The following is a 10,149-nucleotide window of genomic DNA, read 5'->3' as shown; positions in this document are numbered from 1 at the left end:
CTGGATTCAGCCTGTTTGGAAATGATGGAAAAGTCGGTTCGCAAATTCCATTTGAGCGCCCGCGCTTATCATCGGGTGCTCAAAGTGGCTCGAACCATCGCGGATCTGGATTCCGCGCCGGAGATCCAGTCTCATCACCTCGCTGAAGCCGTCCAATACCGTTCCATCGACCAGTTCTAGCAACACCGCAGAGGCGCGGAATACAAGGGAATCAAACTCGATAACATTAATTTTCACATGCCGACGATGTAACGAGAGTGCCATTCAAAGGGGTTAAAAACCAGAACTCAGGGCGATTCCCTTTAGGCCAAAATCTACACATGGATAACCCAAGGTTTAAACTATTGCGACGAAACTGAAATCTCTACTCGAACGAGAACACGCTCAAGATCTTGTGACTACGTTTGCATGTTTAACACATAAATATTACGGTATAATGAAAGTACTTCTCGGAGGGGAATCCTGAGATGGAAAATGGAAAATGTGATCTATCCTAGGACTGTTGTCTCATGCTCGACTCTATCGCTGAATGCACTCTTTTCAAGAGTTTGCTATTTTGCGTTGGAAAATTAATCCCGGTGCAAGAGTAGGGGTACAAGAAATCCTTATTCATTAAGAATCGGAGGACACATGAGCGAGGAAAGTTCTGCAGTGATAGAAACAACGACTGCGCCTCACGATATTGGAAAACTCCCTTTATCAGGGATATCACAATTCAAGTGGAGCCACTAACTGGAAGAAATTTGTAACCGCCCTGTTAGTTTGGGTTCTTCCAATCATCATGTTGGTTGTCGCTGTATATGAAATTCGGCGTGTCGAAGAGATTGCAAGAAATTTGACCACACGGTTCGTTGGTCAGTTTCCCACATTTATGCCAGAGCTTACACAAGCAATAGGTCGCGCCCATCACACAATCCTCGTCGCTTGTGATATCCCGGCCTACGGGATTTATTCCGACCACCGACAGTACATTCGCTATAGAGAACAGCTGCAATTGCGCATGTCGGACGGAGTTCAAGTCCAGATGCTTGTGTACAGTGAGGAGAGAGTTAGAAAGTTGGCAACTTTACAGTTCAACGACTTATCAATCGATGATCTCAAGAATCCAAAGCACGATGCAAATAGGAATTTTCAAAGTTTTCTCCGTTGGTCAGCACGTAAGTCAGACGATTTTCAGAACATTAAGGATCTAATCCTTGCACTCGAACAAGAACAGAAGAACGCTTTGGCAAACGAGTTTCGTGCTGTTGATGTTACACAATGTACAGAAACAATGCCATTGTATTTATGGATAATTGATGATGACACCGCAGTCTTTGCAATTCCTAACTTTGGTGAAAAGGGAGACAAGAAAATGGGGAGGGCCGCTGGTTGCATTACAAGAGATGGGAAGTTAATTGCGCAGTTAAAATCCATATTCAACACGTACATAACGTTTTGTAAGGGCAGCTAGTCTACATTGACTTCTTATTGACACTTTGGTATTCGCATAATCACCAACCGCGATCGTCAATCCACTGTTGCTGGCGCAGAATAAATACAGGCCATCTCTTGTCATGAAGGGTTCGGTTGTATTTTCCGTTCGATTGATTGATTCTGTTAGCGCCCTCAAAGTGGCTCGCACCATCCCTGATTTGAACTCCACCCTTGAGATTCAGTCGCATCATCCCGCCGAAGCGGTGCAATACCGCTCGATCGACCAATTCTAGCAGCACCGCAGAGATCACGAAACATGAAGCAAGGTTTCTGCTGTGGGCGAACGCTCCTCTTCGAACCAGCATATGCCCTCGTTTACCATGTCCAATTTAACGATGTAGTCACCCGGCACACGCGGCGCGGTAAGATTAAGCTCGAGTCTTATGCAATCGGACTGGTTAACATCATGGGGAAGTTCACATCGTCCGAAATCGAATTCAACAATCTCACCATCTGCATTCAAAAGGTGCGCCGCCGGGCGTACATACCCCCGACCTCTGGCGCCCCTCCGTAACCACACTGTATCAGAAAGATTGCAAATTCGAGTTTCAATTACAAAAGGCAAACCACATGCAATCGAAATCCTTTTGGAGTAGGTTTGGATAGATGCTGCATGTGATTTTGGATGAAGTGACGTGATACGATGTTTGCTCTTTCGAAAGATACCCAATGGTGCATTAATAATTGCAGATCTAACAAAGTCCGCCGGTATTAACCAGGACAAACCACGTAGAAACCATTTCAGCCGATCCATAGGGAGTATAAATGTGTCAGGAGACAGAGCGGGGACCAGAATATCTAAACTCCGAAATCCTGATTCCATGCCTGTCTGGTAAAGCCTTTCAAGGTCGAGATCTTCCTCCAAAATGCCCAGAGCCGCTTCTTCGGCAGAACAGTGAGCGGATGCATGCCCTAGTCCGGGTTCGGCAAATGCAAAATATCCATATTCATTTGAAACTCGAGAGAACTCTTGCAAGATGCTTTTCGGATTTGGGAGATGATGCAGCGCTTCAAAGACTATTACAAAATCAAAATAGTCAGCTCCCGCAAATATCTCGATGCCGTGAAAATGTTCAAATTTCAAGCGTGACAACTGTTCCTCAGAAAGAACTCGATTTGCATTTTCACGAGCGATTTGAAGCGCAGAGTCTGCTACGTCAATTCCGACAACTTCTGCACCCATTTGCGCTAACATGATGGACGTCCACCCCGTTCCACAGCCAAAATCCAAAACTCTGTCGCCAGGACGTAGACGCAAGGCTGAAAGAAGGAGACCAAATCGCCATAAGGACCAGGGCGCCCACTTGGTATCGGAAAACGGTTTGTTCTTCCAGTCTTCAAATCTGTTGGGATCCTCATAATAGATTCCAGATTTTTGGTTGATCTCCTGAATTTTTTCTGTAGGAAGATCTGTCAGCTGTCCAGGAGATTTTGAAAAGATGGAACGCAGAAGATGAAAATGCGGTGGACGGGTCAACGCCAGTATCCTACTCGCTGTTCTCCGCCCCCGAAAATATATCCTTTAATCCCCTTAGCTTCACGATTTTCGATAACCTTCAACTACGCATAAGGGCGCGAGGCAATCGTACCCTTTTACAATTTGGAAAAGATGCGATCGAGAGTTTGATTTAAGAAGGGTTGCAACAGCGGATTTTTTCTGATGCCGGCAACATGATCGCGAACTTCCTTCTTTAAAGTTTCATCTAAACTTTTGTCGCTTTCTGCAAGACTGACAAAGCCAAGTAAGAATTCATTCAGCGTAAGAGTGTGCACATCAACTTCTTTACCGCCTACTTGGATTTTTCCGGTCGCTTTCGCTTCCGGCTTGAACCAGTCCGGCAGTTTTGATTCTTCGCTAACGCCGAAAATCTGAATTGTTTGAATCGCGTTTTTCAAAACTTTTTCCGCGGCATCGAGTTCCGCCTGATATGTCTGAAACTTAACTTCGGAAGAGCCAATGCTTTCAGATCCCATCGCTCCCGCTCCAAATTTTAAAGACTGAAAATTTGTGAGCAGCTTGGATGTATTCTTTCCACCAAGCCGCAGACAATGCTCCACTTCGGTCTTCCAGGCTTTTACTTTCGGGCTTCCGATCGCCTGGCGTTCGCTTCGCATTTCTTCGACTTGCTTCAGACATCCCTGAATTTGCGCCACCAAGGTTGAAGAGTCCATAAATTGATTCTAACTCAAATCCCGTCCGGGGATCCGATAGGGCTCCCACAACGATTCATGGTTTCTGATGCCGACTGCTTCCCGCTGTACTATGAGATACCAGAAATACAACTTCGCACACGAACGAACCGACCGGTAGTGATCCAGCCTTGCAGACCGTTCTGGTTCAGAAAGGAATCGTGATTCCTGCCGAATCCGGTTAAGATCCGCGATCAAGCTTGCCAGAGTGTTGCCGATCCTTCCTAAAGAGGCGGCCATTTCAGCCCTGAGCTCGATTTCCGTGCGACCGAGCATTTCTGCTCTTGCATTCAAGTTGACCATAGCGTTAGTTTAATCTAGACACTTTCATGAAAAAAATCATCCCAGTTGTGGCAGCAACTCTCTTGATTGCAATTACCACGTGGTTCCTCTTCAAGAAGCGTTCGGAGAAACATGTTTTCTCTGATGCAAACGTCTTATTGATCACGATTGATACGATCAGACCCGATTATCTTTCTTGCTATGGAAGTTCCAACAAAACGCCCAACATCGATCAGCTTGCAAACCGTGGAATCCTGTTTGAGAATGCTTTCTGTCAGGTTCCGCTGACCTTCCCTTCTCATACTTCCATTCTGACAGGACTCTTTCCCACGCGGCATGGCGTTCATCAAAATGGCCTGGAGATCTTTAACAAGAAGGAAGAGCTGATCACCGCTGCTTTTCGCGCGAACGGTTACAGAACAGGCGCTGTTATTTCCTCTTTTGTGCTGGATCGTAAATTCGGTTTAGCCGATGGTTTCGATGTTTACGATGACCGGATGGAACGAATGCCGACCCTTACCAGCAATTTCGAAGTCGAAAGGCGCGGAGATGAAACCGTCTCGGCCGCATCAAAAATCCTGGAGAAGTTTCGCGCTGAAAAATGGTTCCTGTGGATTCATTTCTACGACCCCCATACACCATACAATCCGGGCTACGCGCAGGAGATTTCGTTCGTCGACCAGCAGATCGGCCGCTTGATGGACTGGTTGCAAGAAAGAAAACTTACCGATCGACTCGTGGTCGCCCTACTGGGCGATCATGGAGAATCACTTGGAGAACATGGCGAGAAAACACACGGATTCTTTGTTTATAACAGCACTCTAAAGATTCCGATGATACTTGCATATCCAGACTCAAAGCAGAAACGTGTTTCTAATATTGTAGCAGCTGTGGATGTAGCACCCACCTTGCTGCAGCTTGCAGGAATTCAGGACTTGCGAAGCCGCGACGGACATTCGCTCTTCCAACCTCGCAAAGCTGATGTTTACTTCGAATCGCGGTATGCAGAGCTTCTCGGTTGGAACGGCTTGCAGGGTTTGATCCGGGAAAACTGGAAATTGATTGCCACGACCAGGTCTGAACTTTACGATCTAAGCGGCGATTCCCACGAAAGAAATAATTTATATAGCGCGCAGCAAGATATTTCGCGTCCCATGAAAAGGGATCTCACTTCCATGATCTCGATTTCCGCGAAAGCAGCGACGCCCGATCAGGAGACTCTCGAGAAGCTGAAGAGCCTTGGCTACATCAGCGTAGCAACGGTCCCGAAACAAAATCGTACAGAAGATCCAAAAGACAAAATCGCGCTCTGGTCGAGATATGAGTCAAGTTTAGAAGCAAAACCAGACAGTCAGGAAAAAGTAGAACTGTTGCAAGCGTTAGTTCGTGAAGAACCGAACAATAATTTCTTCCGGTTATCTTTAGCGAGTCATTATCGCCAGCTTAAAAATCTGAATGCGGCGGCAGAACAATTGCAACAGGCGATACAAAACGATCCTTCCGATCCAAACGCATATCACGAACTTGCGGTGACTTACCGGGAGATGAAAAATTACGGCGAAGCGCTACGCGCTGCAGAAGCGGCGCTTGCTATCCAGCCGCAACGTTCGGAGTTTCATGGAATCCGCGCCATGATCCGTGTTGAGACGGGCCGATTCGCTGAAGCAAAAGCTGAATTCGTAAAGGTGTTACAAATGGATCCGAATAATGCTGTGGCCTGGAATAATCTTGGGAACGCGCATCGGGAATTGAATGAGCTGGAGAAAGCCGCAGAGGCTTACAGAAAAGCGATTGAGCTTTCTCCGCACTATGCCTACCCTGAAAACGGACTCGCGACGGTACTGGTCCGACAAAAACAGACCAGAGAAGCCCTTCCTCATTTTGAAAACGCCCTTCGTCTGGATCCCAGGTTCGTTGAAGTCTATCTCAACATGGCTATTGCCTTTCATTCATTGAACGAACACCAACGCGCAAAAACACTTTATCTGACATTTTTGAAAATTGCGCCGGACTGGATGAAACAGGAAAAAGCGAACGCCCAACTTCTCCTTTCCCAGCTTCCGTAATTTCGTACGATCGTAAAACAAATTCAAAAAAGAGAATTCAATCCAAGAAAATGAATCCACCTATCTCTGAGATAGGTCTTAGGTTGAATGCTAAGTAGTTGTAGGTAAAAGCCTTTTCCATTTAGAACATCGTGGTATAGGACTTGCTCTTTAGTCGGCAAAATCCGTGTTATGATAATGTTACAAAATTACGATTGTTGACTAAACCTGGTTTTTATTTACGCTTCTCTGGAGGAAATTGTATGAGAAACTTATGGGTTTTCTCAGTTGCCCTACTGATTACAAGTTTTTTAGTCGGGACTCCCGCATTTGCTCAGTTGGGCAGTGGAACACTTAGTGGCGTGGTCAGGGACGATCAGGGTCAAGGTTTGCCCGGTGTAACTGTTACAGCAAAGAATGTTGACACCGGCTGGTCGCGTCTTGATATTACTGCGGATAACGGAGCTTATCGTATTCCGTCAGTACCGTTCGGCACGTATGATGTAAGCGCCGAACTTGCGAGTTTCGCAACTCAAGTGCAAACAGGCATCCGAGTGGATGTAGGACGCACGGTTAGCGTCAATTTTGCAATGCGTCTCTCTTCGACTGCTGAAGTAATCGAAGTAACCGGTGAGACGCCATTGATTGAAAAAACGGAATCTCACGTTGCTACGGTTGTCACTCCGGAACAGGTAGAGAATCTGCCCTTAAACGGACGCCAATTTGCCAACCTGGCAGCATTGGCTCCCGGAACCACTCTCGGATTCCATCCGGACCCCACCAGACCCAGTAACGCGGCGGTCAGTTTGATTGGTGGCAGTGGTCGCAACCTGAACGTAACGATCGATGGTGGGGACAATAACGATGACACCGTTGGAGGAATTAATCAATTCTTTCCATTGGATGCGGTCGCTGAATTCAATTTCTTGACCAACCGGTACAAGGCGGAATATGGACGGTCTAGCGGCGGCGTTCTGAACGTTGTAACCAAAGCAGGGACGAACGAATTACACGGAAGCTTCACCGCATTATTTCGCGACGATAAACTGAATTCGTTATCGACATCAGAAGCGAACTCGGATATCGAAGATCCTACTCCTTTCAGTCGGGAACAGTTTGGCGCCGGCTTCGGCGGACCGATCGTCAAAGATCGTGCCCATTTCTTCGCTTCCTTTTCAAGATTACAGGATGACGTAGAGTCAATTGTCGATACAGCCGGTGTTGCTCCTGAATTTGACGGTCCAGCAACTGTGCCGACTCGCGACACTCTTTTTACTGGTAAAGTAACATCAAATCTCAACCCAACGCAGTTCCTAACGGTACGTTACGGTCAGCAAAAGACGACAACCATTTATGGAGCTGCTCCCTATAATGCTCCCAACGCGCGAGGCACTCTCAGAAACGATATGCACTCGCTGTTGGCCAGTCACAGCTATGTGATCAGCGAAGATAAGCTGAACGAATTCACTTTCCAGTGGGCCGATTTCAAAAACGAGATCCGTCCCAGTTCCGAAGACGCTTCCGAATTCTTTCCGGAAAACGGCATCTATCTGGGACAGAACATTAACACACCTCAGACGACCGAGCAGGAAAAGTTTCAGTTCAAAGATGATTTCAGTTTCAGCTGGAGAGGAAATCATCATTTCAAAACTGGAATCAATTTCGTTCATGAACCGACCCTGGGTGGAACCTTCACAACCGGTACTCAGAATCAATTTGTACACTTGTTCGATGACCGGAGCTCGCCAATCACTACTATTACTCGCTTTGGTGGCGAGTTCGGCGATGAAACTCCAAACAAACAGTTTGGTATTTACTTCCAGGATGACTGGAATGTGAACGAAAAGTTGACAATGAACCTTGGGCTTCGTTACGACTACGTAAGCGGATTTGATTTGGATCAATCGGAGAACGCACTCTATCCGGCTCTCGTTGCGTTGCCGTTTGACTTCCCGTGGCTGCGTGCATTCAAGGAACATCCGGACGGAGTGCTGCGAAACGACAAGAATAACATCCAGCCTCGTGTTGGATTTGCTTACGATTGGAATGCCGATGGTATCACCGTGATTCGAGGCGGCTTTGGACTCTATTACGACTTCCCGTACACAAATGCCAACATTCTGTTCCCGACTGCAGCTCTTGGCAATTACGGAGTGGAGTACTTTGTTGAAGATCCCAATGGAATTCGGAATGCAGATGGAAGTTTCTTCCAAGTCGGCGATCCGTTGCCTCCTAATTCACTTCCGGGTCTGGCGCCAAATCTGCCCAACGAAGTTGCTTCACCCGACTTCGTGGTTCCGTACACAAGACAATACTCCGTTGGAGTCAGCCATCAGCTTACGGATAATTCCGCAATTGACGTCGACTATGTTCGTACGGAAGTTCGAGACCAATTTCTTCGCTTCCGGGCGAACGGAAATATCAATGGTGTAGATATTCTGCCGGATTTTGGAAACTTCCGCGTCTGGTACAACGGCGGTTTCAGCGATTACGATGGACTGAGCTTCAGCTATCGAGGTCGCGTGGCCGAGCGTGTGCAAGTGCAGGCTTCTTATACTCTGTCCCGAGCGGAAGGGAATACATTGCCGGGAACGGATGAATTCCGATTGGGCAGCACAGGCGCGCTTGGCGGCTGCCGGGATTGTTCACTCAATTTCATGCTTGGCCCCAAGGACGATCCACGTCAGGTTGGACCTGTGGATACAGATGCTCGTCATCGCATCATTCTCTCCGGCATCTTCGATCTCCCTTACGACATTCGGCTTTCCGGATTCTTCCGCGCACGTTCGTCGGTGCCGTTTAACGTCTTTGTTGTCCAAGACCTGGACGGAGACGGTTTTGCGTACAGTCTAGCGCCTGGTGTTGACGCTGTGAATTCGAACCGCGAAGACAAGCAGACTCAGCTCGATCTTCGAGTCAGCAAAATTTTCGAAATCGGCGAGACAGTGCGAATCGAAGGAATCTTCGAAATATTTAACCTCTTCAACGCGGAAAATCCTGCTGTCTTCAGAGGCGATCGGAATTCCGCTGCCTTTGGAACACCACGAGTATTCGCAGGAGACGTAGGCCGGGGCGAACAGCGTTTGGCTCAGATTGGTTTCCGTGTAGAATTCTAATAGAGTAGATTTTTACTCAGGGGGTGGTCCGCACGGGCCACCCCTTTTTTATTGCCCGCATGATAAGATGACATCCATGGAACTGGAAGGGAAAATTGCATTGATCACCGGCGCCAGTAGCGGCATCGGACGGGCGATCTCGATGCTGTTTCTTCAGCATGGCGCCCGTGTTGCAGGGGTTGCTCGAAAAGAAGAAGCCCTGCAAGCAATCGCGAAAACCCAAACAGGTTTTCACCCGTTCACTTGCGACTTAACAAGCGAACATGAACGTAGCCATTGTGTTCATCGGGTCATGGCTCAGCTGGGAGGCATCGACATCCTTGTTCACGCAGCAGGAATCATCGCAAGCGGAACGATTGAAACAACCACACTGTCGGATTGGGACACCATGATGAACATCAATCTTCGTTCGGTGTTTCATCTTACTCAACTCGCCTTACCTACATTGATTCCGCGAAAGGGAAACATCGTTGTAGTTTCCAGTGTTGCGGGAATGCGGTCCTTCCCCGGCGTTCTAGCTTACTCTGTGAGCAAAGCTGCTGTGGATCAATTTACAAGATGCTCCGCTCTCGAGCTCGCCCCCAAAGGAGTAAGAATCAACGCAATCAATCCCGGCGTTGTGGTCACACAGCTTCACAGAGCCGGTGGAATGACGGAAGAACAGTATCAGGCATTCCTGGAACATTCGACAGGCACTCATCCATTAGGACGTGTGGGACAAGCAGAAGAGGTCGCCGAGTTGGTGCTTTTTCTTGCATCGGAAAAAGCAGCCTGGATTACAGGAGTAACGTATAGTATCGACGGAGGTCGCGCGTTAACGTGCGCGAGGTAGTTATTTGACTGGTTTCTGTTTCAAGATTTAGAATTACCTGTTGACAGCAAATGTCCAAACCTACGCCTATCGGATCATTAACCATATTGTTAACTTTCGATCCGTATCAAGTACAGGGCGCCCGCCTCTCCATTCCTCTTCTGATGATCGATGAGCCGATTCCGCAGTTTGCGCAATTTGATCACCTGCCGGCGGGAGTTTACAGCGG

9 protein-coding genes are annotated in these 10,149 nt (G+C 47.7%); 6 read left to right on the top strand and 3 right to left on the bottom strand.

The features are described from left to right. From L0156_04950 to L0156_04940, 3 genes are all read left to right on the top strand, one after another. A partial coding sequence (locus tag L0156_04950; GenBank protein MCI0602342.1) for a hypothetical protein occupies positions 1 to 180 on the top strand: 180 nt, incomplete at its 5' end. A 502-nt stretch (positions 181 to 682) separates the two neighbouring features. Next, positions 683 to 1,453 carry a hypothetical protein gene (locus L0156_04945; GenBank protein MCI0602341.1) on the top strand — a complete coding sequence of 257 codons (771 nt, stop codon included), beginning with the start codon at positions 683 to 685 and terminating at the stop codon, positions 1,451 to 1,453. Positions 1,454 to 1,556: 103 nt separating this feature from the next. Then, positions 1,557 to 1,709 (top strand): hypothetical protein, encoded by a 153-nt coding sequence (locus L0156_04940; protein ID MCI0602340.1) that lies wholly within the window; start codon positions 1,557 to 1,559, stop codon positions 1,707 to 1,709. 14 nt (positions 1,710 to 1,723) lie between these two features. On the opposite strand, the gene L0156_04935 is transcribed toward L0156_04940, so the two are convergent. The 3 genes from L0156_04935 to L0156_04925 form a co-directional block, all read right to left on the bottom strand. Then, positions 1,724 to 2,953 carry a methyltransferase domain-containing protein gene (locus tag L0156_04935; GenBank protein ID MCI0602339.1) on the bottom strand — a complete coding sequence of 410 codons (1,230 nt, stop codon included), beginning with the start codon at positions 2,951 to 2,953 and terminating at the stop codon, positions 1,724 to 1,726. A 116-nt stretch (positions 2,954 to 3,069) separates the two neighbouring features. After that, positions 3,070 to 3,648, bottom strand: coding sequence for a hypothetical protein (locus L0156_04930; GenBank protein ID MCI0602338.1), 579 nt, complete (start codon positions 3,646 to 3,648; stop codon positions 3,070 to 3,072). Between the two features lie 9 nt (positions 3,649 to 3,657). Beyond that, positions 3,658 to 3,969, bottom strand: coding sequence for a hypothetical protein (locus L0156_04925; protein MCI0602337.1), 312 nt, complete (start codon positions 3,967 to 3,969; stop codon positions 3,658 to 3,660). 26 nt (positions 3,970 to 3,995) lie between these two features. Between L0156_04925 and L0156_04920 the strand changes: the two genes are divergently transcribed. The 3 genes from L0156_04920 to L0156_04910 all read left to right on the top strand — a co-directional run bounded on the left by L0156_04920 (position 3,996) and on the right by L0156_04910 (position 9,941). Further along, positions 3,996 to 6,014: a sulfatase-like hydrolase/transferase gene (locus tag L0156_04920; protein ID MCI0602336.1), complete on the top strand. Its 2,019-nt coding sequence runs from the start codon at positions 3,996 to 3,998 to the stop codon at positions 6,012 to 6,014. 242 nt (positions 6,015 to 6,256) lie between these two features. Beyond that, a complete protein-coding gene (locus tag L0156_04915; protein ID MCI0602335.1) occupies positions 6,257 to 9,109 on the top strand; it encodes a TonB-dependent receptor in 2,853 nt (950 codons plus the stop codon). Between the two features lie 67 nt (positions 9,110 to 9,176). Continuing rightward, entirely contained in the window at positions 9,177 to 9,941 is a 765-nt protein-coding gene (locus L0156_04910) for an SDR family oxidoreductase (protein ID MCI0602334.1), read from the top strand. Positions 9,942 to 10,149: the final 208 nt, after the last annotated feature.

The organism is bacterium (genome assembly GCA_022616075.1).
Classification (GTDB): domain Bacteria; phylum Acidobacteriota; class HRBIN11; order JAKEFK01; family JAKEFK01; genus JAKEFK01.
Note: the sequence above shows the minus strand (reverse complement) of the source record. Positions and strands in the feature narration are given on the sequence as shown.

What these genes read in the sequence shown, in the direction of transcription:
- L0156_04940 (MCI0602340.1), top strand. Translation starts at nt 1,557, where the DNA reads ATGAAGGGTTCGGTTGTATTTTCCGTTCGATTGATTGATTCTGTTAGC.
- L0156_04930 (MCI0602338.1), bottom strand. Translation starts at nt 3,648, where the DNA reads ATGGACTCTTCAACCTTGGTGGCGCAAATTCAGGGATGTCTGAAGCAA.
- L0156_04925 (MCI0602337.1), bottom strand. Translation starts at nt 3,969, where the DNA reads ATGGTCAACTTGAATGCAAGAGCAGAAATGCTCGGTCGCACGGAAATC.
- L0156_04920 (MCI0602336.1), top strand. Translation starts at nt 3,996, where the DNA reads ATGAAAAAAATCATCCCAGTTGTGGCAGCAACTCTCTTGATTGCAATT.
- L0156_04915 (MCI0602335.1), top strand. Translation starts at nt 6,257, where the DNA reads ATGAGAAACTTATGGGTTTTCTCAGTTGCCCTACTGATTACAAGTTTT.
- L0156_04910 (MCI0602334.1), top strand. Translation starts at nt 9,177, where the DNA reads ATGACATCCATGGAACTGGAAGGGAAAATTGCATTGATCACCGGCGCC.